Consider the following 26,786-nt stretch of genomic DNA (forward strand, 5'->3'; position numbering starts at 1 on the left):
AATGTTTAGCAAAATCAAAAAAATGACAGTGGTTCCGGTGGCCGGTTACGACGGCTTCCTGCTGAATCTGAGTGGCGGACATGCGCCCTGGTTTATCCGCACCATCGTTATTCTCGAGGACGATGCCGGTCGCGTCGGTCTCGGCGAAGTCCCGGCCACCCAGGGTATCCTGAGCACACTGGAAAAGTGTCGCGAGCTGGTAGAAGGCCAGAGCGTTGGCCACTACAAGGCCATCATCAGCCGGGTGCGTCAGGCGACCTCTGGCCAGGCCGAAGACGTGCGCGGTAACCAGACATTCGACCTGCGCATCGCGGTACATGTGATCACGGCGATCGAGTCGGCGCTGCTGGACCTGGCAGGGCAGAACATGGGGCTGCCGGTGGCTGATCTGCTGGGGCAGTTCGGCAAGCAGCGTGATGAAGTCGAGGCGCTGGGTTACCTGTTCCTGCTGGGCGACCCGGACAAAACCGATCTGCCCTATCAGCGCTGTGACAAGCCGCTGGATGACTGGGATCTGGTGCGTACCCAGGAAGCCCTGACGCCCGAGGCGGTCGCCAACCTGGCCAGGGCGGCTTATGCCCGTTACGGTTTTCGCGACTTCAAGCTTAAGGGTGGTGTGCTGGATGGCCGGCAGGAAGCGGAATGCATCGTGGCGCTCTACGAGGTGTTCCCGGATGCACGCCTGACGCTGGATCCCAACGGTGCCTGGACGCTGAAGCAGGCGGTGGACTACCTGACACCCATCAAGCATATGCTCAGCTATGCCGAGGATCCCTGTGGCCAGGAAGGTGCCTGGTCGGGCCGTGAAATCATGTCGGAATTCAAGCGCCAGACGGGCCTGAAGACCGCGACCAACATGATCGCCACCGACTGGCAGCAGCTGCGCAATGCCGTACGGCTGGATTCGGTTGATATTCCCCTGGCGGATTGCCACTTCTGGACCATGCAGGGTGCCGTGGCCGTGGGCGAGCTGTGCAACGAGTGGGGCCTGACCTGGGGCTCGCACAGCAACAACCATTTTGATGTGTCCCTGGCGATGATGACCCATGTTGCCGCGGCCTGCCCCGGGGAAATCACCGCGATTGATACCCACTGGATCTGGCAGGACGGCCAGCGTATTACTCAGGAACCGCAGAAAATCCGTGAAGGCAAGCTCAGGGTGCCGCAAAAGCCGGGCCTGGGCATTGAGCTGGATCGTGCGAAACTCGAAGAAGCGCACAGGCTGTACAAGAGCCTTGACGTGGGCCAGCGGGATGATGCCATGGCCATGCAGTACCTGATCCCGGGCTGGCGTTTCGATGCCAAGAAACCGTCGCTTGTTCGTTAATGGATGAATCGGGGATAATGGGGTTATATTCTCATTCTAGATGACATTGGGCACTTACTTATGACCACTCATAACCCAGCTGGCGATACAGGTCTGTTTCAGGTCGAGCCTGTTCAGAAACGTGGCAGTCTGTCGAGCCACGTGGCAAGTCAGCTGGAAAACATGCTCGCGCAGGGCAAGATCAGTGTGGGGCAGAAACTGCCCACCGAGAATGCCCTCTGTGACATGTTCGGTGTCAGCCGAACGGTGATTCGTGAGGCCATTACCCAGTTAAAATCCCTCGGGCTGGTTGAGACTAAAAGAGGCGTCGGAACGACGGTGCTGCGTAATTCCCCGGCCGAGACATTTTATGCCCATGCCATCAACCCGACGGCAGTCGAGGATATACTGCATATTCTGGAGTTGCGCCTGGTGGTTGAAACCGAGGCCTGCAAGTTTGCGGCACTGCGCCGCGACGAGGCCGATATGATGCGTATTGAAGGCTGCATGAACGCCTTCCACCGGGCCTGTGCCGAACACCGGATGGCGCGCAAGGAAGATTACGAGTTTCACCTGAGTATTGCGGCGGCCAGTAAAAACCCTTTCTTCCTGAGTTTTTACGAACAGTTCAATAAAAATATTATTCCGCGTGCCAACATTGTGGATTCCAATATTGATCAGGCCGCGTCGGAAGAATACTTGAAACGGATTGAAAATGAGCATGTCGCGATTTTCGAGGCGATTCGGTCCCAGGATGGGGATGCGGCCCATGCTGCCATGCATCAGCATTTATACAGGGCTTATCACCTGTACGAAAAGTATAAAAAGAATAGTTCGTTCGAATGATTAACTCGCACTTTTAAATATTGATCAGCGCCAGGGACCTGCCTGGCGTCCATGCCATTTAATTTTTATCTAAAAGACTGTTTTTTCAGGCGTCAGGGTTTGCCGTGGGCGCTACATCCTAATCATATTAATTGCTGAGGTTTTCCCATGCAGATTACAGGTGAAATGTTGATCGGCGCCCGTGCCGTCCGTGGCCAGGCCAAAGCGATCCAGGGCATCAATCCGGCCACCGGCGAATCACTGGCACCGGCCTTTGGGGGTGGTGGTCAGGCTGAAGTTGACCAGGCCTGCGCCCTGGCCGCCCAGGCGTTCGATACTTTTCGCGAAACCGCTCCCGAGGCGCGTGCCGCCTTTATTGAAGCCATTGCCGAAAATATCCTCAGCCTGGGTGATGCCCTGATCGAGCGCGCCATGGCCGAATCCGGCCTGCCGCGTGCACGCCTGGAGGGCGAGCGCGGTCGTACCGTCGGTCAGTTGCGCCTGTTCGCCGCCGTCGTGCGTGCCGGCAACTGGCTGGACGTGCGTATCGACCCGGCCATGCCGGACCGGGCGCCGCTGCCCCGTGCCGACCTGCGCCTGCGCCAGATTGCGCTGGGGCCGGTGGCGGTGTTCGGTGCCAGCAACTTCCCGCTGGCCTTCTCGGTCGCCGGCGGCGATACCGCGTCGGCCCTGGCGGCCGGCTGTCCGGTGGTGGTCAAGGCGCATTCGGCCCATCCGGGCACCTCCGAGCTGGTCGGGCGCGCCATTCAGCAGGCCGTGACCGATGCCGGCCTGCCGGAAGGTGTATTCTCGCTGCTGTTCGGTTCGGGCAAGGATGTCGGCGCCAACCTGGTGGGGCACCCGGCGATCAAGGCGGTGGGCTTTACCGGCTCGCGCAGTGGCGGTACTGCACTGATGACTATCGCTGCGAACCGTCCGGAGCCGATTCCGGTCTATGCCGAAATGAGCAGCATCAACCCGGTGTTCCTGCTGCCGGCGGCGTTGCAGACGCGTGGCGATGCTATCGCCAAGGGGTTTGTTGGCTCTCTGGCAATGGGGGCAGGCCAGTTCTGCACCAACCCGGGCCTGGTTATCGCCGTTGAAGGTCCCGAGCTGGATCAGTTCCTGCAGACCGCGGCCGCAGCCCTGGCCGAGGTTGCTCCCCAGACCATGCTGACACCGGGCATTCATCAGGCCTACAGCGAGGGCGTGGCCCAGCTCAAAGGCAATGCGGCCGTAACTGCCGTGGGAGAAGGGGTTGCCGGGCAGGGGCCGAACCAGTGCCAGGCCGGCCTCTATGTCACCAGTGCTGAGGCCTTCCTGACGGATGAGCGCCTGTGCGACGAGGTCTTTGGTGCCAGTTCCCTGGTGATCAAGTGCCGCTCGACTGAAGAGTTTGCGCATGTGGCCGAGCATCTGGAAGGGCAGCTCACCGCGACCCTGCTGCTGGATGATGCCGATATAGAACAGGCCCGGGCGCTGCTGCCCGTGCTGGAGCGCAAGGCGGGCCGTATCCTCTGCAACGCTTACCCGACGGGCGTCGAAGTCTGCCATTCCATGGTGCATGGCGGACCTTTCCCGGCGACCTCGGACAGCCGTACCACCTCGGTGGGCAGCGCGGCGATCCTGCGCTTCCTGCGCCCGGTCTGCTACCAGGACCTGCCGGCGGCCCTGCTGCCCACAGCACTGCAGGATGCTAATCCGCTGGGTGTGCGGCGCCTGTTCGACGGCCGCAACGAAGGCTGAGCTGCACCAGGCCGCCTGTTCTGACATGAACGGACAGAGGCGGGCCGAGGCGGACAATGCAGAGAGCGCGGGTTAGACTCTGTTGCGCACCGTCAAGGGTCGCCCATCTGAAGCCTCGCACAAGCGGGGCTTTTGTGTCGGCGCCGTGCGATGTTGATACAGGCAACCCAGGGGCATTTTGAAAGCAGGCAGGCTCAAGGAGCGGGCACCCGATGGATAATCCGTTGGCGCATCTAAACCAGATTTTCGCCGTGACCGGCCCGGTATTTATCATGGTGCTGGTGGGCTTGCTGCTGAAGAAGGTTCGACTCATTGATGATGAATTCATCAATACGGCTTCCAGCCTGACTTTCAAGGCAACCATGCCGACCCTGCTGTTCCTGGGTATCCTGAAAGCCGACCTGGACGAAGCCTTGCAGCCGGCACTGGTCGGCTACTTTTGCCTGGCGACGGCGCTCAGTTTCGCCGTTGCCTGGCTTTGGGCGCTGCGCGGCGTCAGGCATGAAGACCGGGGTATCTATGTGCAGGGCGCCTTTCGCGGCAACTGCGGTATCGTCAGCCTGGCACTGGCGGCCAATCAGTACGGTGACTATGGGCTGTCCACCGGCGCGGTGATGTCCGGCATAGTGATAGTGCTGTTCAATATACTCTCGACCCTGGTGCTGTCTGTCTACAGCGCCGGCCAGAGCGTACAGGTGCGGCCGGTACTCAAGGGGCTGGCGTGTAACCCGCTGATTCTCAGCGTAATCGCGGGATTGCTGGCGTCACTGATGGAGGTGTCATTACCCGGCTGGCTGATGGTGTCGGGGGAGTACTTCGGTTCCATAACACTGCCCATCGCGCTGATCTGTGTCGGTGGCTCACTGTCACTCTCTTCGTTGCAGCAGTCCGGCCGCACGGCCCTGGGTGCCAGTCTGATCAAGGTGTTGTGGGTACCACTGATCTTTACGGTGCTCGCCTGGGGGCTGGGCTTCGGGGGGCGGGAACTCGGGATACTGTTCCTGTTTCTGGCCAGTCCAACAGCGGCGGCCAGCTTCGTGATGGCGCGGGCAATGGGCAGCGACGGTCGCCTTGCCGCCAGTATTATTGCACTGTCGACGCTACTCTCGGTGGTCACAATCATGGCGGGGCTCTTCCTGCTTGAATGGGGCATCGGGGGCTGACTGTGGGAACGCAGGGTCCGGGCAGGTCAATTCACAATGTCTGGACAAGGCGGTAAACGTAACAACCAAACAGACCATTGAGGTGGATATGAACCAACCGACGATTCTACAGATGGGTGCTTTGAGCGGGGCCTTCAACGACCGGCTAGCGTCGCTGTACCCCACGCTTGCGCTCTGGAAGCAGGCGGACCCGCAGGCCTTTTTGCAGGAGGTCGGCGCCCAGGTTGAGCTGATCGTGACCTCGGGCACCTATGGCTGCAGCGCTGAGGTGATGGCCGCTGTGCCCAACCTCAAGGCCATCATCAGTTTCGGCGTTGGCTATGATGCGATCGATATGGATACGGCCCGTGCTCGAAATATCCGCGTCAGTAACACGCCGGATGTACTGAACGACTGTGTAGCGGACCTGGCCCTGGGGCTGATGATTGCCTCGGCCCGCCGTATCGCAGAAGGAGACCGCTTTGTGCGCAGCGGTCTCTGGGGGCAGCAACCGTTTCCTCTGGGTAGCCGGATTACCGGCAAGCGCCTGGGCATCCTGGGGCTGGGGCGCATCGGCAAGTGCGTTGCCAAGAGGGCGGCGGGATTTGATATGGATATCCGCTACCACAATCGCCGCCCGGATCCGACCACGGATTATGGCTACGAGGCCTCCCTGGTTGAGCTGGCGCGCTGGGCCGATTACCTGGTGCTGACCTGTGTCGGTGGCCCATCGACCCAGGGGCTGGTCAATCGTGAGGTCATGGAGGCGCTGGGTCCCGGCGGCACGCTGATCAATGTGGCCCGTGGCTCGGTGGTGGACCAGCCGGCGCTGGTCGAGTTGCTGCAGGACGGGCGCCTGGGCGGTGCGGCGCTGGATGTGTTTGCCGAAGAACCGCGGGTACCGGCCGCGTTGCTGGATATGCCACAGCTGGTGCTGCTGCCGCATCTGGGCAGCGGTACCGCCGAAACACGCCAGGACATGGCGGACCTGGTATTCGAGAACCTGGCGTCCTTCGTGCGTAGCGGCACGATGGTTACACCGGTCGGTTGACCTGGCCGCATAATGCCTGGGTACGGGGCTTTGTGGTGGCGAAAGCTCGCAGCCTGCTTGGGTGCTTCGCAGGTCTGTCCTGTCAAATAACGCCGAGCAGGCGCAATACGAAGATACCGGCGGACAGGGTGACGATGGACCCCAGGGTGGTGGTCAGGATGATGTTGGCACTCAGCTGGGCATTGGCGCCCATGGCGCGGGCCATCACGAAGGCCGCGGCCGCGGTGGGGCAGGAAAACAGCACAAACAGCAGCGCCAGTTCCACACCCTCAAAGCCCAGCAGTGCCGCGAGGGGGACCACCAGCAGGGGCAATATCAGCAGCTTCGTGCTGGTGGCCCAGAAGGCGGTGATTGAGCTGTTGCGCAGGCTCTTCAGATCCAGCGCGCCACCGATGGCCAGCAGCGCCAGCGGCAGGGTGAGGTTGGCAAAATACTTGCCGGTGGTGTCCAGTGCCGCCGGCAGGTGCAGGCCATAGTAGGAAAAGGGCAGCGCCAGTACCACGGCGATAATCAACGGGTTGAGCGCGATGGCACGCAGTATCTGGCGAAGGCTCACACCCTCGGTGCTGCCGCGGTTCATGGTGACGGTCAGCACGACCACCGACAGCACGTTGTACATGGGAATGATCAGGGCCAGTATCATGGCCGCCTGGCTCAGGCCGCTGTTGCCGAACAGGTTGTAGCTCAGCGCCATGCCGATAATGCCGAAGTTGCTCCGAAAGGCGCCCTGTACAAAGGCACCCAGATCCCCGGGTGCTTTGATCCAGCGTGCCGCCAGCCACCAGATGGCGAGGAAGCTGGCCAGGGTGGCGACAAACACGAAGCCCAGCAGTGCCGGATTGAACATCGCCTGAAAGTCGGTGCGGGCGATGGACATGAACACCAGCGTCGGCAGCGCCACCATAAAGACCAGGCGCGACGAGGTATTGATAAAGGCCTCGTCGATCAGGCGGCCGCGGCGCAGCAGGAAACCCAGTAGCACAATGACAAAAATGGGCGTGACGATACCGGCGGTAAACTGCAGCGATTGCAGGTAGAGTTCCACTCTGAGCTCCGGGTGGTGGGAGGGGCTACATTCTACCCCAGGTGCGGACTATTCGTGGCATGAATTGCTGCAGGTGCGTGATCAGGGAGCCCGGTGCAGTTTTGGGTAGTCGAACAGTTCGATGGTGCCGCAGGAGTCGGCCAGTTCGCACCAGCGGGTAATGCTCAGATGTATATGCAGCACTGCCGAGGTCGGGAATTTTTGCAGTGGCTCGTGGGTCAGGTAGTACGCCAGGCTTTCGAGCCCCGGTGAGTGCCCCACCAGCATCAGATGGTGACAATGGTCGGGTTGTTGCTGCAGCACGTGCAGCAGGGTTTCGCAACAGGACTCGAACAGGTCCGGCAGTTCGCGCAGCTGCTCCGGGGCCAGTTCCAGGGTATCGGCCAGCGCCTCGGCGGTGGTCAGGGCGCGCAACGCGCCGCTGCTGAGAATGCGGTCCGGGAAAAGCCCGAAACCGCGCACCCGCTTGGCCATCAGGGGCAGGTCATTCTCGCCGCGCTTGTTCAGCGGTCGATCGCAATCGTTCAGCAGGGGATCGGCCCAGCTGGACTTGGCATGCCGGATCAGCGTGAGCTTTCTCATGGTGATTGCCAGGTGGCGGAATTCCGTAGCAGTATTGGTCGAAAGTGGCGGAAATACCAGCCAGCGGGGCGCGCCCGCGCCGGGCTCGCGTACCGAGACGGGTGGTCTGAAAGGATTCAGGCGACGTACAACGGCACTGACCCTGTTTTATCCCTCCATTCAGTCCGATTTTCAGCTGCCTGGCCTCGCGGGCGTTACCCCGCCGTCAAAACTCGGTAAGCTTGGGCTCAAGCCAGGCGGGCGGAGGTTTTTGTGGTTCTGGCGGAGGTTGCGTGAACGGTGACGCTAAAAGATTAATCAGAAGGCTTAAGTGAGTGATCAATAAAAAATTGCCAGGATGGCTGCTGAGCTGTTTGCTGTGTGTGTCCCCGGCGGCGGTACAGGCGGCCCAGCATGACCCGGTTGTCGTGGAGCGTGCTCTCGCGGTGGAAGTTGAAGGTCTGAGCGCGGACCTGCCCGGCGAGCTTGCGGACAATATTCGCGCGTTTCTGGCAATCGAGCGCATCAAGGGCGACGCAGCCCCCATGGCGAGCCGGTTGCAGTATCTGCACCGCCAGGCCGAGGAGCAGATTCGAACCGCGCTGCAGCCCTTTGGCTACTACCAGCCGAGCATTCAGGCCGAGCTGCTCGATCAGCAGGACCGGTGGCTGGCGCGCTACCGGGTGGACCCGGGCCCGCAGGTGCGGCTGGAAAACATCAATGTTGTCATCACCGGCGAAGCCCAAACCGATCCGCAGTTTGTACAGGCGCTGGCGGACAACGGCCTGCGCAAGGGTCAACCTCTGCGCCATGCCGATTACGAAACGCTGAAAAGCCGGCTGCAGTCCCTGGCTTCCGAGCGGGGCTACTACGAAGCCGTGCTGAGCCGCCAGCAGTTGCTGATCAATCCGGAGCTGAACCAGGCCGATATCGAGCTGGAGCTGGATTCGGGTCCGCGCTATCGCATCGGTGCGGTGAATTTCTCCGACGCGCCCGTGGGGGACGCCCTGTTGCGGCGTTACGTACCCTTCGAATCCGGCGACCCGGTGTCCAGCGGGCGCCTGCTGGAACTGCAGCGTGGGCTGTCGGAGAGCGACTATTTCAGCCGTGTGGAAGTGCAGCCCAGCTGGGATCAGGCGGTCGACCAGGTAGTGCCCATCGGGGTTAACCTGGAGCCCAACAAGCGTACGGCCTACCGTTTTGGCGCCGGCTACGGCACCGATACCGGGGCGCGGCTCAGTGCCAGTCTTAACCGGCGCTGGGTGAACCGCCGCGGCCACAGTTACACCGGTGCCATGCAGTTGTCTGAGGTGGAGTCCACCGCGGCGGTGCAATACAACATTCCCGGCCAGAAGCCGCAAAGCGATCGCTACAGTGCTCGCCTGGCCTGGGAAACCGAGCAAACCGACACGACCGACAGTGAAATTCTCACCCTGGGCGTACTCTGGCAGAAGCAGCTTGGTCCCTGGCAGCGGTTGCTGTCCGTCGACTGGGAGCAGGAGCGCTTTACCCTGGACGACGAAACCAGCAGCACCAGCTTCCTGATCCCCGGCATGCGCTGGTCAACCACCCAGACCGACAACCCGCTCAACCCGTCCCGGGGCTACCGCATATCGTTCGAACTGGATGCCGCCAGCGAAGTGCTGCTGTCCGAGGCGGACTTTGTGCAGGCGCAGCTCAAGGGCAAGCATGTACTGACGCTGGGGAATCGAACCCGCCTGCTGACCCGTGCAGAAGTGGGGGCGACGGCGATGGATGTATTTGATCTCATGCCCTCGTCGCACCGTTTCTTCGCAGGCGGTGACAACAGTGTGCGCGGCTACGACTACAAGCAGCTGGGCCCGGTGGGCAGCAATGGCGACGTCGTTGGTGGGCGCTACCTGCTGGTGGGCAGTGCCGAGGTGGATTACCTCGTTGCCGAAAGCTGGCGCGTGGCGGCGTTTTACGATGCCGGCAATGCGCTGGATTCCCTCTCGGAGCCGCTCAAGAACGGTGTCGGGGTGGGCGTGCGCTGGCAGTCGCCCATAGGCCCGGTGCGGGTGGATCTGGCCAAGCCGCTGGACGATTCAGGCTTTCGCATTCACTTCACCCTGGGGCCTGACCTATGAAGCGCTGGACGCTGCGAATTCTGCTCGGCCTGCTGGTTCTGGTGTTGCTGCTGGTGGCGGGCGTGGCCGCCATTGGCCTGACCGAGAAGGGCACCCGTATCCTGTTTAACCAGCTGCAACCGCTGATTCCCGGGCAGCTGGGGTATCGCTCGCTAAACGGTGCCCTGCTGAAGCAGCTCGATATCCAGGGGTTGAACTACGCGCTTGATGAGCTGCGCGTCGAGGCCGGGCGTATCGAGTTCGCCTGGCGTCCGGCGGCGCTGCTGCGCGGGCGTGTCGAGCTGGAGCGTCTGGGTGTGGAGGAGCTGGATGTCTGGCTGCCTGCGCCGGCCGCCGAGGCCGCGCCGGCTGAACCCGCCGGCCCGCTGGCGTTGCCGGAGTCCGTGCGCCTGCCGCTGGCATTCCAGGTTGGCGAAATCTACGGACGCGGTCTGCGCATCCATCCCGCCGAGGGCGATACGATCCTGATCGAAGCCGTGGCGCTCGGGGCCCACAACGAGCTGGAGCGGGTGGTACTGGATCGTTTCAGCTTCAAGTCGCCGCTGGCCGAGCTGAACCTCAGCGGAGAGCTGACGGCCGCGGGCAATTACCCGCTGGCACTGGCACTGGACTGGAGCGCACCGATTCCGGAGCGTGGCCAGATCAGTGGCAGCGGCACCCTGGGCGGTGAGCTGCTGGGCGAGAACGCCCTGCTGACGCTGGAGCAACAGCTGCAGGGACTGGCCGAGGCGGCACTGGTGGCAAAGGTTGCCCAGCCGCTGGGGGAGCTCGGCTGGCAGCTGGCGCTGGATCTGGCGCGGTTTGATCCGGCGCCCTTTGCGGCCGATCTGGCGGGCCATGCCGTGAGCGGCAGCCTGAACCTCAGCGGTGACCTGGCCTCGGCAACGGGTGCTATCGCCCTGGCGGGAAGCCTGCCCGAGGTGGGCGCGCTGACACTGGACAGCAGCCTGGAGGCGAGCGCGGAACAGCTGAACCTGACCCGCGCCCGGGTCCAGCTGCCGCAAAGCGGCACGGACCTGACCCTGTCCGGCAAGGTGCTGGCGTTGCAGCAGACTCCCGAACTGGATCTGGCGCTGCGCTGGACGGGGCTGCGCTATCCGTTGTCGGCACAGCTGCCGGCGCAGTTTGCCAGTGAAAGCGGCACGCTGAACATTAGCGGCCCACTGAGCGACTACCGCCTCCGGCTGGATGGCAAGGTCAGTGGCGAAGGCCTGCCGGCCACCGGCGTGGCCCTGACCGGCCAGGGTAGCCTGGAGCAAATGCCAGCGCTGGCGCTGACCCTCGATACCCTGGGCGGTCAGCTGGTGCTGCAAGGCAGTGCCGGCTGGACACCGCAACCGGTGTGGGATCTGCAGGTGCGCGCCGACGGCATCAACCCAGGCCTGCAATGGCCAGACTGGACCGGCGCCGTTGGGCTGAACCTGAAAACCCAGGGCCAGCTGGTGGACGGCGAACCCCGGGCGCAGCTGGATATTGCCGCGTTTTCGGGCAGCCTGCGCGACCAGCCGCTCAGTGGTGCCGGCCAGGTCAAGGTGAAGGGCACGGCGCTGGATATCGGTCAGCTGGCGCTGGGCTGGGGCAATGCCAGGCTCAACGTGCAGGGACAGGTGGCGGACAAGCTGGCACTGGACTGGCAGCTGCTGGCCAGCGACCTGGCCGCTCTGCTGCCCCAGGCGGCGGGCGCCATCAAGGCGGGCGGTACCCTGGAGGGGACCGCCGAGGCGCCGCAGGTCAACGCCAGTATCGACGCCACCGACTTGCGCTTTGGCGAATACCGGCTCAGGCAGATCGGCGGCACGGTGGCGGTTGATATGGGCTGGAAAACGCCGGCCCGGGTCGATCTCAAGGCCGAGGAGCTGCTGCTGGCAGGCCAGCCGGTAGAGAGCCTCAGTCTGCAAGGCAGCGGGGTGCAGCAGGATCACAGCCTGCGGCTGGATGTTGACAGCAGCGCCGCCCAGCTGAGCCTGGCACTCGATGGCGGGCTGGATGACAAGCAGCAATGGCGCGGCACCCTGGCGACACTGGATATCAGCCAGCCCGATGCCGGCGCCTGGCGCTTGCAGGCACCGGCGCCGCTGCAACTGGCCGCCAGCCAGGCCAGCACCGAGGCGCTCTGTCTCAAGGCCAGCAGCGGCGAGGGCCTTTTGTGCCTCAACGGCCAGTGGCAGGCCCAGGGCAAGAGTGGGGGCGATCTGACCCTGCGCGAGCTGCCGCTCAGCCTGCTGGCCCCCTGGCTGCCCGCCACCACCGAGATCGCCGGCCATGTCAGTGCCGATGCCTCCGGCAGCCTCTCGGCCAGGGGCGCCCTGGCTTACGAGGCGCAGGTGTCGCTGCAGCAGGCGCGCCTGACGCTGCCCGACGAAGGACTCAAACTGAGCTTTACCGACGCCCGTGTCAGTGCCAGTGGCAGCGACAAGAAGGCGGCGCTGGATCTGAACCTGCTGATGGATGAAGTCGATGGTCGTGTACAGGGCTCGGTCACGGTGGATGACCTGGCCGGTGCCGGCCGGCTGCAGGGGCAGGTGGGGCTGGCGATCGAGGATCTGAAGTTTCTCTCCCTGCTGGTGCCGGACATGAAGGTGCGCAGCGGCCGGGTACAAGGCGACCTGACCCTGGGTGGCAGCCTGGCGGCGCCACGCATCCAGGGCGAGTTGAATCTCGATAACGGCAATATAGAGCTGCCTGCCGCCGGTATCGCGCTGGCGGATTTGAGCGTGCGGCTGCGGGATGACCCGGCCCGGCCCGAGTACCTGCTGCTGGACGGCAGCATGGCCTCGGGTGGCGGTACCCTGGCGCTGTCCGGTGAGTTCGAACCCCTGGCCCAGACCGGCAGTATCAGCATTAACGGCGAGCGCTTCCAGGCCGTGGGTACGCCGGAAATACAGGTGTTTATCTCCCCCGACATGCTGGTGACGATGGATGAGGGGCGCATCGCCGTGGGCGGTGAGCTGAAGGTGCCCGAAGCCCTGATCAAGCCGCCCAAGCTGAGCAATGCCGTGGCGGTGTCCTCCGATGCGGTGGTGGTCAATGCCCAGGGGGTGGGTGAAGCCCAGGTGGCGGGCCCGGCGCTGGATCTGAATCTGCGGGTCACGCTGGGCGACAAGGTGCTGGTGGATGCCTTTGGCTTCAACGGCCGCCTGGCCGGCGGCCTGGTACTGCAGGAAGACAACCGCCGTGGCACCCGTGCCACCGGCAATATCGGCGTGGCCAGTGGTGAGTACGAGCTCTATGGCCAGACATTGAATATTTCCCGAGGCAGTTTTATCTATACCGGCGGGCCTGTGGATAACCCCGGCCTCAATATGCGCGTGGAGCGTGAAGTCGAGGAGGTCAAGGTTGGTGCCCGCGTCACCGGAACCTTGCGGGTGCCCAAGCTGACCCTGTTTTCCGAACCGTCCATGCCGGATACCAGCCTGTTGTCCTACCTGATACTGGGCCGGGCACCGGGCACGGCGTCGGCCAGCGAGCAGGAAATGCTGGTCAAGCTGGCGCTGGCCATGGGTCGCAAGGGTGGCAATGCCGTGGGGGAACGCCTGGCGGATGCGCTCAACGTGGATGAAGTGGGCGTGGGCGGTGGCGACACCCTGGACGACACCTCCTTCTATATCGGCAAGTACCTGTCTCCCAGGCTGTACGTGAAATACGGCGTGGGCCTGCTGTCGCCGGCGTCCAGTTTCCTGATGCGCTACAAGCTCAGCGATCGCTGGTCGTTCGAGTCCAACACCGGCACCGCCGGCAGTGGCGCGGATATCTTCTACCAGCTGGAGCGCTGATCATCAGGGGCAAGAGGCAAGAGGCAAGGGGCAAGGGGCAAGGGGCAAGGGGCAAGGGGCAAGGTAAAAGGGGCAAGGCGATAGTGATTGGTGATTAGTGATTGGTGTGGTGAAGCCTAGGCCGTACAAGGGGCAAGGTAAAATCGGGGCCAGAGCCAGCACGCCGTCGGTTGATAGTGAGCGTAGCGAATTCCTGCATCGCCCAGCCTGATGCTTGCTCCGAATAACGAATAACGGCTTTTAACCTCCAGCTCAGCCTTGGCTGCAAAAAGTTGGCCCCGCATAAGCGGGGCCGGTGCCAATCAACAATCACTCATAAAACCTTTTGCGTTTGCTCTGCGGTTTAAGGGTGGTTTGCCTCCTTGAATGTCAAATGGGTGGCGCCTGGTTTCAGGTTTAGCCTGTTTGTCTTCCCAGCTTTTGGCTTTTGGCTTTTGGCTTTTAGCTTCCGGCATACAGCTTCCGGCTTTCAGCTTGCCCCTCGCCCCTCGCCCCTCGCCCCTTGCCCCTCGCCTCTGAGCCTTAGCTCAGGGGCCAGGGCAGTTGCACCATTTCCTGCAGCAGGCCGCGGGGCATGTCCAGCACCATCAGGTGGGACAGCACCACCAGGAAGGTGATGGCGGCGCAGGTCAGGGACAGGGTTCTTATCATCGAGGTGCGCGCTTTCAGCAGCAGGAAGATGACGAAGAACAGGCCAATGGCGATCAGGTAGCCGAACAGGTAGCAGCCCAGTATCAGGCCCGTCAGCCAGTAGACGTAGTGCGGCAGGCTGGTGATGCTGCTGTCGGTGCTGTAGCCGGCTTCCACTTCGTTGTCGAAGTTCACCGCATCGTCCAGCTTGCCTCGCAGCAGCTTGACCAGCACCACCAGCGACATGGCGAGCATGATCGCACAGAGTCCCGCGGTGAAAACACCGCCCAGGAAGGAGTGCTGCAGGGCATCGTAGAGGCCATAGCCGAACAGGCCCACCACGGCAACGGCGAACACGATCTGCGGACGCAGGTTGGTTGCGCGGCGACGGGGCGCCTCGGCGCTCTCGGTGCCGGTATCTGTGTCGGTGGTCGCGCTGTCGTCCTGCTTGCTGCCAGGCTTGGAGCGCACGGCGAAGTAGATCGAGGCCACGGTGATGGCTGCAATGATCATGACGCCAGGCTTGGTCAGGAAGGACCAGCCATCAAACTGCACCGCCTGGTACAGGTAGGTTTCCATGCCACCGGCCAGCACGAAGCCGATCAGGAAGGCGGGGCGCGGCCAGTCAAAGCGCTTCATCAGCACGCCCAGAACACCGATGGCCAGCAGGGCAACCAGGTCACCCAGGCTGCGGGTTGCCTGGAAGGCGGCAAAGCAGATGACCATCAGCATGAAGGGGGCCATCAGTGCATAGGGAATCAGTGTCAGGCGGGCGACCCACTTGGACATCAGCAGGCAGGAGCCGGCGCCGATAACGTTAGCCAGCGCCAGTGACCAGACGATGGTGTAAGTGGTGCTCAGTTCTGCGCCCACCATGGCGGGGCCGGGTTCCAGGCCGATCAGTACCATGCCGCCGAGGAAGACAGCCATGCTGCCAGAGCCCGGGATACCGAACAGCAGGGTCGGGATCAGGCCGCCGCCTTCCTTGGCATTGTTGGCGGATTCAGGCGCGATGACGCCACGTACATCGCCCTTGCCGTATTCCGGCTTGTCTTTGGCTTTGGTGGTCTGCACCGCGTGGCCATAGGCAATCCAGTCCACCACGCTGCCGCCAAGGCCCGGCAGCGCGCCGATCAGGGTGCCGAGAATGGCACAGCGAATCGACAGCCACTTGTGCTTGATAACGTCCTTGAAGCCTTCAACCCAGCCACTGCCCAGCGCGGCGGCTTCGGCGATGGCGCGGTTCTGGCGCAGCAGGTCGATAATTTCCGGAATGGCGAAAATGCCCAGACCAACGACGACCAGCGGAATGCCGTCCATCAGGTAGGTATTGTCGAAAGACATGCGGTATTCGCCGGTGGCGGGCGCGGCCCCAAGGCTGCCCAGCAGCAGGCCGATACCGCAGGCGCTGATGCCCTTCACCAGGCTGTTACCGGCCAGCACACCCACCATGCTCAAACCCAGCAGGGTGAGCATGAACAGCTCGGCCGAACCGAACGCCAGGATCAGCGGACGGGCAATGAGTACGAAGGCCGTCAGCATCAGGGCGCCAAACAGGCCACCGAACAGGGATGCAGTAAAGGCGGCGGCCAGAGCGCGGGCCGCGTGGCCCCGCTTGGCCATCGGGAAGCCATCCAGTACCGTTGCCTGGGAGGCGCTGGAACCGGGAATGCCCATCAGCACCGAGGTAAAGGTATCGGAGGTGGGAATGACCGCCACCAGGCCGACCAGCATGGCCAGGGCAGAGATGGGGTCCATTCCGTATAGAAAAGGCAGCAGCAGGGACAGGCCTGCGATACCGCCAAGACCGGGAAAAATACCAATCATCAGGCCGAGAAAGACGCCCCCGGCCAGATAGAGAATATGCTGCATGCTGAGCACGGTCAGCAGCGATGTAATCAGAGTGTCGAGCATGGAGGTCACCACTGAACAGGGTGCGAAAAGGGCGGGGTATCCCGCCCTTGGTTGGGTATGGGCTTATTCTTCGCTTTGCAGGCCGGCGCTGTATTTGGTGTTGAGCCAGTTGATGACCCAGCCCTTGGCTTCATCATCCATGCTCACGGCTTCGGCGAACATCATGCGGGCTTCTTCGCCCACAGCTTGGTCGTAGTCACCCAGTACGTCCTGGGCCTTTTCCTTGAATCCCGGTACGGCGACGGCCTTGCTGGCCGCTTCCTGGTAGGCCTGTACGACATCATCCGGTGTGCCCTTGGGCAGGAAGAGGCCTTTCTGGGCGGCGTAGCCGGCCACGAAGAAGGATTTCCAGGCGCGGAAGCGTTCGCTGCTCGGTGCGCTGCCGTGCACCATTTCATAGGCTTCTACGAAGTGCGGCAGGTCCGGGAAGGTCGGGTCACGCTGAATCTTGCCGTCCTTGCCGAGCACCCCCCAGCTGAACAGCGGTACGGCCTTGCCCTCGTCAACCAGCGGCTGCACCTTCTTGATGAAGCCGGAGGTGGTCTGGTCGTCGATATTCACTTCGCCACGTTCAAACGCCAGGCGGGCTTCGCCACGTCCCTTCATGCCGAAGACCGCTTTGACATCCAGCCCCAGCACTTCAAACGACAGCAGGGTAATCAGGTCCAGGCTGGTCGCGCCCTGGCTGGCGTATTTCAGGTCTGCGTCCTTGAGCTTGACCAGCTCGGCGACGTTCTTGACGCCCAGGTCGGAGCTGATGTAAACCACGCCGCCGGTCGGGGACGCCAGCACGGCGGTCCAGTCCTTGTATTCGTACTTCACGCGCTTGTCACCCAGAACATAGGGGAACATGGTCGAGCCGGAGGAGGCGAAAATGTCGCGGCCATCGGGCTTGGCGCGCAGCTGGAACTGGTTGGCACCGCTGGTGGAGCCGCCGCCGGGGATGTTCTTGACCACAACAACGGGCTGGCCGGGCAGCTGTTCGCTGATCAGCGGCGCATAGAAGCGGCCCCAGGTATCGGTGCCGCCGCCTTCCTTGAAGGGCATGGTCATTTCAATGCGGGCGCCATCAAAGTCGGCGGCGAAAGCGGGTGCGGTTGCGCTGAGTGCACCGGCGCAGGCAATGGCTGCCACGAGGGGACGGACGGCGCGGGCGGACAGGCTGACAAGAGTGCGGTGGGTATTTTTCATGTTTTGGGTCTCTTTTATTGTGGGTCCCGGGCCTTGCAGGCTCGGGGTGAGGCTGAAGATAGGCCCCCAAGCTGTCACCAGCCTGTCATGGGGACCTGTTCAGGATGTTTTACTCAGGATGCCTTGGATCCCTGGGCGCCGTGCCAGACGAAGCTGGGCACAAACAGGTTGCCGCTGATCAGCTTGCGGGCGGTGCGGACAACGCCGGCGCTGCGCACATCGATGCCCTTGGCCGCGGGCTGAATATCCAGCACGATCTCGATCTGGCCACTGGGGTGCTCGATGCGCAGGGTGGAGGTGCCGAATACCCGGCCCAGCAGTGGTGCCGCGACGGAGTCCGGCACCATGGCGCAGGTGCTGACGCAGATGGCACCGGTCACGGCATGGCTGGCATGGCAGTTATCGGGCACGAAGTAGCGCGAGCAGAGGCTGCCGCCATGCTGCGGCGCCGATACCAGCGACACCTTGGGAATGACCTTGCCACTGGCATCGCCCAGGCCCATTTTCCAGGAGGCGGCCTGGCGGATGCTTTCGATACGCGCCAGCAGGTCGGTGTCGCTGTCCAGCTCGGCCTTGGTTTCGGCGCCGCTCTTGCCCAGGGACTCGGCGGCGATGACCACCATCGGCACAGCCGCATCGATGCAGGTGACCGGGACGCCTTCGATCAGGTCCCAGGCGTTGCCGGTCGGCAGCAGGGAGCCGGTCTTGCTGCCGGCGACATCGAGGAAGTTGAGCAGGACCGGGGCGGCGGTACCGGTCACACCGTCGATGGCGGTATCCCCTTCGTACTCGACCTCGCCGTTGGGCGTTTTTACCCGCACTTCGATCAGCTTGCGGGTGTTGACGTTGAACACCCGCACCACGGTTTCATCCCCCTGGGGCTTGACCAGTCCGGACTCGATGGCAAAGGGGCCAACACCGGCCAGGATGTTGCCGCAGGAGGGGGCAATATCCACCGACAGCGTATCGATGCCAACCTGGGCAAAGAGGTAGTCGACATCCGCATCCGGCCGGCTGGAGGCAGAGATGATTGCCGTCTTGCTGGTCAGGGAGGTGCCGCCGCCGATGCCGTCGATCTGCTGCGCGCTGGGGGAACCGAGTGCCGCCAGCAGGACTTTTTCCTGGGAGGGCCAGTCAGCGGGCAGGCTGGAGGCCAGGAAGTAGGGCCCGCGGGAGGTGCCGCCGCGCATGATGGTGCAGGGAATGGCTGTCTGCATGATCTTGATCCTGGTAGGTCGTTGGCCTGGTAAAGATTTAATATTTCTATTTCATCTTTCGGGTGTGTCAGCCGGTGCTGGCTGATTTGTGGCCAAGATACGCCCAGGGATTTGGCTGGACAAACCATATAATTTACGCTTCTGATATAGAAAAAATAAACTATCAAGTTTTTTTTCAAAGCTTTTGAGCTCTATTTAAGGCAATGGAGTTCCTGTGCATAAGCAGAATTTTTCCACGGGTTATAATTAGTTATTCACGATTTTTGTTGTTTAAGTTATTGATATTTAATGTTTTAAGCAGGTGTAATTCTCAGTTCTTGCTGGAATTGGCTCAGCTGGGTAGGGGGCCTCCGGCAACTGGCCGGACTAGCGTCGGGTGCGCTGAACAGCCGGGGGTAAAAATGTCTTTTGGTTAGATAATCTAAAACGCTGCATGGATAAAAAATGTGGTTATATTTTGATCGACTTTGCTGCTGGTATCGAAATATTTTCCATTTGATTTAGCTAATCTATACTATTTGGCGAAAGCCCCCAGCCGGGGACGCAGCAGCCGGAGCCAGAGCGAGCACCATGCGACGACTACCCCCCCTTAAAGCGCTACGCGCATTCGAAGCCGCCGGTCGGCACGAGAGCCTGAAACAGGCGGCCGATGAACTGCATGTCACCACCGGTGCGGTGAGCCAGCAGATCAAGCTGCTGGAGGAGTTTCTGGGTGTCGACCTGTTCAAGCGCCTGAACAAGTCGGTGCGCCTGACAGAAGCCGGGCGAGCAGCGCTGCCGCTGATCGAGGGTGGTTTTGAACTGCTGAACCAGGCCGTAACCCGGGCACAGGAATTTGGCAATCAGAACCTGATCACCATCAGCGTGGCGCCGTCCTTTGGCGCCAAGTGGCTGCTGCCGCGCCTGGAGCTGTTTCGCAAGGCCCACCCGGATATCGACCTGCGGGTGGATGCGTCTACCCGGCTGGTGGATTTTTCCTACGAGGATGTGGACCTGGCCATCCGTTACGGGCCGCCCAAGGAGCGGGGTCTGCACATGGAGGCGCTGACCGACGAGGTCATCTTTCCGGTGTGCAGCCCGCGCCTGCTGGAGCGGGGCTGTGTCTTTAACCGGCCCGTGGATCTGGCGGGCCAGACCCTGCTGCACTTCGAGGGGCGGGCCGACGATCGCGAATTTCCGGGCTGGAGCCAGTGGCTGGCCGCGGCCGCGGTGCCGCAGCTGGAGGTGGTTAACGGGCCGCGCTTCAGCATGTCGAGCATGGTATTGCAGGCGGCGATGGACGGCCAGGGGGTTGCGCTGGGCAGCAGTGTGCTGGCGGCCGATGATCTGCGAGCCGGTCGCCTGGTGCGGCTGTTCGATATCAGCGTGCAGGCTCGGCACAGCTATTATCTGGTTTGCACGCGTAACACCCTGCATCGCCCGGATATCCAGCGCTTTGTGCAGTGGATCAAGCAGGAAATAACGGCGGCCCAGTAAACCCCGGCAAACGAGGCAGCATGCGTATACTTATCGTGGAAGATGACCAGACCCTGGCCGAGGCCATTAGCCGGCGCCTTTGCAAGCAGGGGCACGCCGCCGATGTGGCCGCCGATGGCGGCCGCGCCGACAGCATTCTGCGGCACCAGGCGTTCGATCTGATCATTCTGGATCTGAACCTGCCGGGGCTGGGAGGCGAGCAGGTGCTGGCCCGGCTGCGGCAGCGCAACAGCAAGACTCCGGTGCTGGCCCGGCTGCGGCAGCGCAACAGCAAGACTCCGGTGCTGGTACTGACTGCGCGCGGCCAGATCGAAGACCGCATCAGCCTGCTGGACCTGGGCGCCGATGACTACCTCACCAAGCCGTTCGATTTTGGCGAGCTGGAGGCCCGCAGTCGGGCCTTGCTGCGGCGCAGCCAGGGCCAGGCGCAGGATCGGCTCAGCCTGGGCAATACCGAGCTGGACCGTCACGCCTGCACTGTAACGGTGGGCGGTGAGCCGGTGGCGCTGAAGCAGCGCGAGTTTCGCCTGCTGGAAATATTCCTGAGCCACCAGGGCCGGGTGCTGAGCAAGGAAGAGCTGCTGGATCACCTGTACAGCTTTGATGAAACGCCGGGCGCCAATGCGATTGAGCTGTATGTGGCGCGCCTGCGCAAGAAACTCACGCACAGTTCGGTGCAGATACGCACGCTCAGGGGGCTTGGCTATGTGGTCGAAAATGCGCCTGCCTGAACTGGCACGCTGGTCGATCCGGCGCAAGCTGCTGTGGGTAACCGGTCTGCTGTTGCTGATTGTATCCCTGCTGGCGGTGCGGGCAGCGCAGAGCTACGCCCAGCGCTCGGCACAACTGTCCTACGATCGCCTGTTAAATGGCGCCGCCCTGCAGATCGCCGAACAGATCTCGCTGCGCCACGGCAAGCTGGTGGCGGACCTGCCCCGCGCCGCCTTCGAAACCCTGGCACTGGCGCCGGATGATCGCGTCTACTACCGCATAGGCGGGCCGGGGGGTGAGCACATTACCGGCTATGCCGACCTGCCCAGGCCCCCGGCCCGGCAGGGGGAGGAAAGGGTGCTCGACAGCAGTGGTGGCACTGCCGGCGATGGCTTCAGAACGCAGGTTTTCGATGCTGACTACCGGGGTGAAGCCGTGCGCTTTCTGGTGCTCGAACGGCTGCTGACCGAGACCGACTTCAGTGGCTTCGTGCAGATCCAGGTTGGCCAGACGGTATTGGCCCGCACGGCGCTCGCCGATGATATCGGCCTGCGGGCACTGCAGCTGATCGCGCTGCTGTTTGGCGTGGCGCTGCTGCTGGTGTCGGTTGGCATCTGGATGACGCTGCGCCCGCTGGAGCGGCTCAACCGGGCGCTGTCTACGCGCTCGTCGGTGGACCTGAGTCCGCTGGATGTGGCCGTGCCGCGGGAAATATCCAAGCTGGTGGGTACTATCAACCATTTCATGCAGCAGCTTGGCGGCACCCTGGATGGGCTGCAGCGTTTTACCAGCGAGGCGGCACACCAGATTCGCACGCCTTTGGCTGGCCTTCGCTCCCAGGCGCAGAATGCGCTGGACGAAGACGATGCCAGTCTGCGCCGCCGCCAGCTGGGGCGGGTGCTGGAGTCGGCGGATCGCCTTACGGATACCGTCAATCAGCTGCTCAACCAAGCGGTGCTGGCCCATCGCCTGCGCAGCCAGCAGATGCAGCCGGTGGCGCTGGATACGCTGGTGCTGGAGCTGTGCCGCGAGCTGGCGCTGCCCGCGCTGGAGCAGGGTGTGGAACTGGGCTTTGAGGGCGACAGCGAGGTTTGGGTGCAGGGCAATGCCTTTGCGTTGCGCCAGATGGTGCAGAACATTCTGGAAAACGCCATTCGTTACAGCGACCCGGGCAGCGAGGTGCGCATTGAGCTGCACCAGAGCGCGGGCCATGTCAGCCTGGCGGTAGCCGATGCCGGGCCGGGCATACCCGATGCCGAAAAACCACTGGTGTTCGAGCGCTTTTACCGCAGCCCGGGCAACAGCCGTACCGGCTCGGGCCTTGGGCTTGCCATTGCCAAGGAGGTGGCAAGCTACCACCGAGCCACCCTCAAACTGAGTGACAACCAGCCCGCGGGCCTGGTGGTTACGGTACGCTTTCACCGCCGGAGTGTCCCCTGATGCGCTTGCCCTGGATCGCCGCCCTGCTGCCGGGCTGGCTGTTACTTTCGCTGCTTGGTTCCGCGCAGGCCGACACCCTGTGGGAACTGCCCGCCAGGCAGCAGGAAAGCGCGGTATTACAGATTTATGGTGGCGCCGACTACGCGGCCATCGCCCCCCTGCTGCAGGCCTACCAGGGGGCGTATCCGTCGGTGCGGCTGCTGTACCGCGAGTTCGGTACCCAGGAGCTGTACCACCGCTTTTTGGCGCAGCTGCCGCGCGCACCGGACCTGGTCATGAGCTCGGCGATGGACCTGCAGTTCAAGCTGGTCAACGATGGCCATGCCCAGGCCTACCGCTCGGCGCAGACGCAGGCGCTGCCGGACTGGGCTCGCTGGCGCAACGAGATTTTCGGCATCACCTACGAGCCGGCGGTGATGGTGATCAACAGCGGTTTTCTGGACAACGAAACGCTGCCCTCGAGCCGCGCTGAACTGATCGACCTGATCCGGCGCAAGGGGGACCAGGTACGCGGCCGCATTGGCACCTTTGATATCGAAAAGGTTGGTCTTGGCTACCTGGTCTGGTCTCACGACAATCTGCGCACCGCCAGCAACGGCCGCCTGCTGGAGTCTTTCAGCCTGCATGACGCCCGGCTCTTCAACAGCAGTGCCGCCATGCTGCAGCAGGTGGCTGAGGGCCAGATCGTTATCGCCTACAACGTGCTGGGCTCCTATGCCCATGCCTGGGCGCGGCAGTACCCGGTGCTGAACGTGATCATGCCCAGCGACTACACCACGGTCATCATGCGCAGTGCCTTTATTCCCAGGGCGGCCGAAAATACCCTGGACGCTCAACGCTTTCTCGACTTCATGCTGTCGTTGCAGGGCCAGCAGATACTGGCAGACCAGTCGAGCCTGTATCCCATCCGCGAAGAAGTCTCGGGCGAGACCGGCGCCCAGAAATTACGGCTGTCCAACAACAGTCCGCTACGGCCTGTCCCGCTGGGCGTGTCGCTGCTGGTGTTGACGGATGGGATGAAGCGCAGCCTGGCCCTGGAGGAATGGCGCGATGCCTTCGGGGCACGCGAATAGCGAACAGTACTTAGCTCGACAAGTGTCATGGCTCGCGATTTCGGCGTCGGGACTGGTTGAGCGTTTATTAACCTGCTGGCAAACAGGTTCCCTCCCTGATTTGTCAATCACTCCACACTTTTCATCCTTCAAGCATGGGCGCACGTGCGTGTACGTGCTGGATTCCCTCGGGTGAAGGGATGGGGTTCGCATTGGGCTCTTCATTTCAACGGAAGGCTCAATGATGAAACATCCGCGTTTCATAGACTAACCCGGGTTAATAATCGCCGGCGCTGACAAATCGCCGCGGCCACTTTGGAGACTCAATAATCCTGCAGCGGGCGGCCATCGAAATCCGTTACCCGCTGCACGCTTGCATCGCTGCTGATAATGAACACCTGGTCGAGCGGAACAAAGTGGCCGAGGCCGTTTTTGGCCTGGAACCTGAGCCTGACCCGGTACTCCTTCCAGGAACTGAAATCCTGCGGGTTGAATTGCACCACCTTCAGCACGGGGCCCCACTCGATGACCTCGAGCGAGGCGGGGTTGTACAGGTTGGCGGCCAGGTAGGCGGCGACCTGCTGCACCGAGGCATCGCCTGGGCTGTTGCTTACCGGATCGAAGCTGCTGCCGGGTTCGACCTCAAAAGTGAGCCCCTGCTCCATCCTGTGAACCAGCCCCTCCACCAGGTTGTCGACCTCGGGCACTGTGCCCGGCACGGGTTCGGGCTGCAGCGCGGTGTCCGGTTCGGCCACCGGCCCCGCCCGGCGGTAGACCTGCCCGGCGAGCCGCTGCATGAGCCGGCTGTACGCATCCTGCGGTGCTTCGGCCGTTTCGGCCTGCCGGCGTTGCGCCTCTGCTTCTTCAGCGTCCTCTGCAAGGCGGCGTTCCTCGGCTGAAAGCCGGTGTTCGAGCTGCCGCTTCTCTTGCGCACAGGGCTTGCCGGAAAAGCTGATCCGGCCATCCGGCCCCTCGCACTTGTACACGCCGGCCTGAACCTGGCTGGCCAGGAACAGCATCAGAACAAGGGCAAGGCTGCAGCGCGGCATGAAGGAACTCCTGCTGTACCGATACCGATCAGTGTAGAACCCGAGGCGACTGGACGGCCACTGTACCGAAGCTGAAAATGCCACTGCCTGGCACCTCGACTTTCTGGGCGGTCGTACCGGGCGTATTGAAAGGTTCACCGCATCCGGACCAGAACGAGCGCGATACCGGCTCTGCCATGCAGGTTGTTCATGATTCCGCGCAGGCTGCTAATACTGCCCCAGCATTCTCTGCCTGCAACAATTGAAATCGGTTCGTGCGGGCAGGTTGTTAGCATGGAACCCGTGCAATATTCGGAGCCGGGCGGCGCTGACAGCAACGCTCCTGTCCGGCACCCTCGTTCATCTGCCATTGGGAGCCTGTAATGAGTGCTAATTTTCTGAGTGAACTGACCGGGTCTTTCTCACGGCCGTCGGCGGAGAATCCCACGGTAGCAATGATGGAGGCGGCGTACCGTCACCATGGGCTGGACTGGCGCTACATTAATTGCGAGGTGGCGCCAGAGGATCTCGGGGCGGCGGTGCTCGGTGCGCGGGCGATGGGCTGGGCGGGTTTTAACTGTTCGATTCCGCACAAGGTGGCGGTGATTGAGCATCTGGATGGGCTGGGTGAGTCGGCGCGTATTATTGGCGCAGTGAATACGGTGGTGCGTCGTGGGGATCGCCTGGAGGGCGAGAACACGGATGGCCAGGGTTTTGTCGAGTCGTTGGCACCGGTGCTGGATCTGGCAGGCAAGACGGTGGTGCTGCTGGGGGCCGGCGGTGCAGCCCGGGCCGTGGCGGTGGAGCTGGCGCTGGCCGGTGTGGCACGGATCTGGGTGCTCAATCGTGATCCGGGGCGCGGCCAGGCACTGGCACACCTGATAAACAGCAAGACGCCTGCCAGGGCGGACTTCGTGCCCTGGGATCGTACCTTTGCGGTGCCTGCCGGCACCGATGTGTTGGTGAATGCTACCAGTATTGGGCTTTACCCGGACCTGGAGGCCTGCCCGGATATCGATCTGGCGTCGTTGCGCCCAGGCCTGGTGGTGGCCGATGCGATTCCCAATCCGCCGCGCACGGCGCTGATCCGGGCCGCCGAGGCGCGTGGCTGCAGGGTGCTGGATGGCCTCGGGATGCTGGTGAACCAGGGGCGCATCGCAATTCGTTACTGGAGTGGTATCGAAGCGGATGCCCGGGTGATGCGCGCTTGCCTTGAGCGGGTGCTGGGACTGACCGCTTAGCTGTTTTGGCCCTGGCGGCATCTTGCGGGGCCGCCGATGCAACCCTGCCAGCGCCTGTCGGTCGAATGCTGCAGATGGCTCCGAAAGGGGCCGGCAACGGGAGCAGGATCATGGCTTTGTGGCGATGGTGTGTCTGGCCGCTTTTGGTATGCGTGGGGTCTGTTGCAATGGCAGACCCGATTTACCGCTGGCGGGATGACCGGGGTGTGCTGCATTTCAGTGGCGTGCCACCGGTGGGTGTGGAGGTCGAGGAAGTGCGTCCCGGGCGAATATCGGTGGTGTCGATGCCGCCGGCCAGGCCGGCCGAGCCGGATTGTGACCCGGGGGCAGCTGAACCCTGTGAGGTGCTGCCCGTGCCTGGCAAGGAGGCAAGCGCAGCGCCCGGGCCCCTGGCGGAGCCCGATGCGGTGGCGGAGGTTCCGGATCGGGAGCGCAGGCGGGATACGCTTGGCAGCCGCTCGCAGCGCCTGCGGGATTATGACCGGCGCGAGCGTATCGGCGAGATCAGGAGCCGGCGCGAAGCCACCAGGCGTTATGAGCGTGACAAGCCCAAAACGGTGTCACAGCAGCTGCGCGAGCGGGCTGAAGGCCGTGCTCCCTGAGTCCTGCTGCGGTGAAGGCTGATGACCCGGCGACGCGCCAGCTCAGGCGCGCAGCTGTTTGCGAATGGTGCGGGCAATGCGCGTGGCGTAACGGCTTACGGAGTGCTCGATAAGCTCGGCATGGCGAGACAGAAAACCCACCTCGTAGTTCAGCTCTGTCAGCACGAAGGCCAGGGTCTGGCAGCCATCGTTGCCGCTGCCAAAATCACCCCGCTCGTACGCCTGCATTACGCGCTTGAGGCCCGGGTCTGCCGGTGTCAGGCGAAACTCCGCCGGGGTATCGGTCTTTTTCAGCAGGCTGGTCACGGCGCTCTGCACCAGTGGCATGACAATGGCGCCGGCCACACTGAGATTGGGGATGTTCAGCGCCAGCCGGCCATCGTCCTGCAGGCTGATGTCGGCAAGCGGGCGGTGGCCGTTGGCGGTAAAGCTTTTATAGCGGTTGGACGGGCGAGCCTGGGGGCCGAAGTAGCGCTCAAGCGGCTCCAGGTCGCCGGATGCCAGCAGGTCGGACAGCTCGATCAGCCGGTGCAGGTCGGTGGCAATCCAGCCAAGACTGTGCAAGTTGGCGAGATCGCCACCCAGGCAGAGATTAACTTGTTGATCCATCATGTTTCTCTAGTGGTAAGCGACCTGCGATCGGGAAAGGCAAGGTGCAGGTTGGCAATCGATCCTGCGCGCTACCCCGAGGCATATCGGGCACGTGTTTTCTTCGGCGAGCATGAAT

The 26,786-nt window shown here is 62.7% G+C and carries 20 protein-coding genes; 13 read left to right on the top strand and 7 right to left on the bottom strand.

Going from position 1 to position 26,786, the window contains the following annotated elements:
- Position 1: 1 nt before the first annotated feature.
- The 5 genes from KDW95_RS20035 to KDW95_RS20055 all read left to right on the top strand — a co-directional run bounded on the left by KDW95_RS20035 (position 2) and on the right by KDW95_RS20055 (position 6,070).
- Positions 2-1,327 carry a glucarate dehydratase family protein gene (locus KDW95_RS20035; RefSeq protein ID WP_255853534.1) on the top strand — a complete coding sequence of 442 codons (1,326 nt, stop codon included), beginning with the start codon at positions 2-4 and terminating at the stop codon, positions 1,325-1,327.
- Positions 1,328-1,387: 60 nt separating this feature from the next.
- Entirely contained in the window at positions 1,388-2,152 is a 765-nt protein-coding gene (locus KDW95_RS20040) for a FadR/GntR family transcriptional regulator (protein WP_255853535.1), read from the top strand.
- 147 nt (positions 2,153-2,299) lie between these two features.
- A complete protein-coding gene (locus tag KDW95_RS20045; RefSeq protein WP_255853536.1) occupies positions 2,300-3,877 on the top strand; it encodes an aldehyde dehydrogenase (NADP(+)) in 1,578 nt (525 codons plus the stop codon).
- A gap of 212 nt (positions 3,878-4,089) precedes the next feature.
- Complete coding sequence (locus KDW95_RS20050) at positions 4,090-5,040, top strand: AEC family transporter (RefSeq protein ID WP_255853537.1); 951 nt, start codon at positions 4,090-4,092, stop codon at positions 5,038-5,040.
- Positions 5,041-5,152: 112 nt separating this feature from the next.
- Positions 5,153-6,070, top strand: a complete 918-nt coding sequence (locus KDW95_RS20055) for a 2-hydroxyacid dehydrogenase (protein WP_255853538.1) — start codon at positions 5,153-5,155, stop codon at positions 6,068-6,070.
- An 82-nt stretch (positions 6,071-6,152) separates the two neighbouring features.
- Here KDW95_RS20055 and KDW95_RS20060 read toward each other — a convergent pair whose 3' ends face one another.
- Together KDW95_RS20060 and KDW95_RS20065 are read right to left on the bottom strand one after the other, a co-directional pair.
- Positions 6,153-7,115, bottom strand: a complete 963-nt coding sequence (locus KDW95_RS20060; protein ID WP_255853539.1) for an AEC family transporter — start codon at positions 7,113-7,115, stop codon at positions 6,153-6,155.
- A gap of 81 nt (positions 7,116-7,196) precedes the next feature.
- Positions 7,197-7,697: a SixA phosphatase family protein gene (locus KDW95_RS20065; RefSeq protein WP_255853540.1), complete on the bottom strand. Its 501-nt coding sequence runs from the start codon at positions 7,695-7,697 to the stop codon at positions 7,197-7,199.
- 314 nt (positions 7,698-8,011) lie between these two features.
- On the opposite strand from KDW95_RS20065, the gene KDW95_RS20070 reads away from it, so the two are divergent.
- Together KDW95_RS20070 and KDW95_RS20075 are read left to right on the top strand one after the other, a co-directional pair.
- On the top strand, positions 8,012-9,784 hold the full coding sequence (locus tag KDW95_RS20070; RefSeq protein WP_255853541.1) for an autotransporter assembly complex protein TamA: 1,773 nt from the start codon (positions 8,012-8,014) through the stop codon (positions 9,782-9,784).
- Positions 9,781-13,557: a translocation/assembly module TamB domain-containing protein gene (locus KDW95_RS20075; RefSeq protein WP_255853542.1), complete on the top strand. Its 3,777-nt coding sequence runs from the start codon at positions 9,781-9,783 to the stop codon at positions 13,555-13,557. The genes KDW95_RS20070 and KDW95_RS20075 overlap by 4 nt, the downstream gene beginning before the upstream one ends.
- A gap of 522 nt (positions 13,558-14,079) precedes the next feature.
- On the opposite strand, the gene KDW95_RS20080 is transcribed toward KDW95_RS20075, so the two are convergent.
- The 3 genes from KDW95_RS20080 to KDW95_RS20090 all read right to left on the bottom strand — a co-directional run bounded on the left by KDW95_RS20080 (position 14,080) and on the right by KDW95_RS20090 (position 18,509).
- Positions 14,080-16,101 carry a tripartite tricarboxylate transporter permease gene (locus tag KDW95_RS20080; protein ID WP_255853543.1) on the bottom strand — a complete coding sequence of 674 codons (2,022 nt, stop codon included), beginning with the start codon at positions 16,099-16,101 and terminating at the stop codon, positions 14,080-14,082.
- Positions 16,102-16,164: 63 nt separating this feature from the next.
- Complete coding sequence (locus KDW95_RS20085; protein WP_255853544.1) at positions 16,165-17,292, bottom strand: Bug family tripartite tricarboxylate transporter substrate binding protein; 1,128 nt, start codon at positions 17,290-17,292, stop codon at positions 16,165-16,167.
- A gap of 113 nt (positions 17,293-17,405) precedes the next feature.
- Positions 17,406-18,509, bottom strand: coding sequence for a 4-oxalomesaconate tautomerase (locus tag KDW95_RS20090; RefSeq protein WP_255853545.1), 1,104 nt, complete (start codon positions 18,507-18,509; stop codon positions 17,406-17,408).
- Positions 18,510-19,079: 570 nt separating this feature from the next.
- On the opposite strand from KDW95_RS20090, the gene KDW95_RS20095 reads away from it, so the two are divergent.
- The 4 genes from KDW95_RS20095 to KDW95_RS20110 are packed head-to-tail and all read left to right on the top strand — an operon-like array spanning position 19,080 to position 23,209.
- Complete coding sequence (locus KDW95_RS20095) at positions 19,080-19,985, top strand: transcriptional regulator GcvA (RefSeq protein ID WP_255853546.1); 906 nt, start codon at positions 19,080-19,082, stop codon at positions 19,983-19,985.
- 20 nt (positions 19,986-20,005) lie between these two features.
- Entirely contained in the window at positions 20,006-20,716 is a 711-nt protein-coding gene (locus KDW95_RS20100) for a response regulator transcription factor (protein ID WP_255853547.1), read from the top strand.
- Positions 20,691-22,136, top strand: coding sequence for a sensor histidine kinase (locus KDW95_RS20105; protein ID WP_255853548.1), 1,446 nt, complete (start codon positions 20,691-20,693; stop codon positions 22,134-22,136). The genes KDW95_RS20100 and KDW95_RS20105 overlap by 26 nt, the downstream gene beginning before the upstream one ends.
- Positions 22,136-23,209: an ABC transporter substrate-binding protein gene (locus KDW95_RS20110; protein ID WP_255853549.1), complete on the top strand. Its 1,074-nt coding sequence runs from the start codon at positions 22,136-22,138 to the stop codon at positions 23,207-23,209. Before KDW95_RS20105 ends, KDW95_RS20110 begins: the two co-directional genes overlap by 1 nt.
- Before the next feature lie 302 nt (positions 23,210-23,511).
- On the opposite strand, the gene KDW95_RS20115 is transcribed toward KDW95_RS20110, so the two are convergent.
- Positions 23,512-24,237, bottom strand: coding sequence for a DUF4124 domain-containing protein (locus KDW95_RS20115; protein ID WP_255853550.1), 726 nt, complete (start codon positions 24,235-24,237; stop codon positions 23,512-23,514).
- Positions 24,238-24,599: 362 nt separating this feature from the next.
- Here KDW95_RS20115 and aroE point away from each other — a divergent pair, with 362 nt between their 5' ends.
- Complete coding sequence (gene aroE, locus KDW95_RS20120) at positions 24,600-25,457, top strand: shikimate dehydrogenase (protein ID WP_255853551.1); 858 nt, start codon at positions 24,600-24,602, stop codon at positions 25,455-25,457.
- 167 nt (positions 25,458-25,624) lie between these two features.
- Entirely contained in the window at positions 25,625-26,059 is a 435-nt protein-coding gene (locus KDW95_RS20125; protein WP_255853552.1) for a DUF4124 domain-containing protein, read from the top strand.
- Positions 26,060-26,101: 42 nt separating this feature from the next.
- Here the strand turns inward: KDW95_RS20125 and KDW95_RS20130 are convergent, their stop codons facing one another.
- Entirely contained in the window at positions 26,102-26,671 is a 570-nt protein-coding gene (locus KDW95_RS20130) for a hypothetical protein (RefSeq protein ID WP_255853553.1), read from the bottom strand.
- Between the last annotated feature and the right edge of the window lie 115 nt (positions 26,672-26,786).

This window comes from Marinobacterium rhizophilum (assembly GCF_024397915.1).
Taxonomy (GTDB): Bacteria; Pseudomonadota; Gammaproteobacteria; order Pseudomonadales; family Balneatricaceae; genus Marinobacterium_A; species Marinobacterium_A rhizophilum_A.